The organism is Vibrio sp. 1069 (genome assembly GCF_033340555.1).
The window spans coordinates 1-594 of the sequence record NZ_JAWOWP010000634.1; the positions used below are offsets into that span (position 1 = coordinate 1).

The 594-nt window shown below is 40.7% G+C and carries 1 protein-coding gene; it reads right to left on the bottom strand.

From position 1 onward, the window contains the following. Positions 1-594 (bottom strand): methyl-accepting chemotaxis protein (locus R7040_RS28170; protein ID WP_318097847.1); only part of this gene is annotated, 594 nt, incomplete at both ends.

Below are 594 nucleotides of genomic sequence, written 5' to 3' on the forward strand. Positions count from 1 at the left end.
ACTTTGAAAACCGCCACGTCTTTCGTTAGTGCTGAAGAAACTCGGCTGATATCTCCATGAACACTCGCGATAGCATTTGCACTGTGAGTAATTTCATCGCTCAAAGATTTAGACAGCTCAATCTCCGAGTTTAGCTTCTTCATCATTTCACACTGAATATCTGACGCTTGGGAAAGGCCAGAATTAATGGTATTTATTTCACTAACGGCATTCTCAACAAGTTGAATTTGATCAATAACTTCTAACGTACGATTTCGACTTAGATCGTTGCTTTTTTGAACTTGAGACATTTGTCCAATAAGTTGCTCCGACGAGTCGGAAAACTGAACAAGAAATTCATCAATCTCAATGGTGCTGCTTCGAGTTTTCGACGCGAGCATTCGAACTTCTTCAGCGACAACAGCAAAACCCTTTCCTGACTCACCAGCTCTTGCAGCCTCAATGGAAGCATTTAACGCTAATAAATCAGTTTGATCGGCAATTTTCTGAATAGAACTTAGAATGCTACTGATCCCCTGAGAGACAGTATCCATCACGCCGATTGAGGAAGATATTTTGTCAGTGTTCTCACCTAAGGTGATCACAATATTTTCA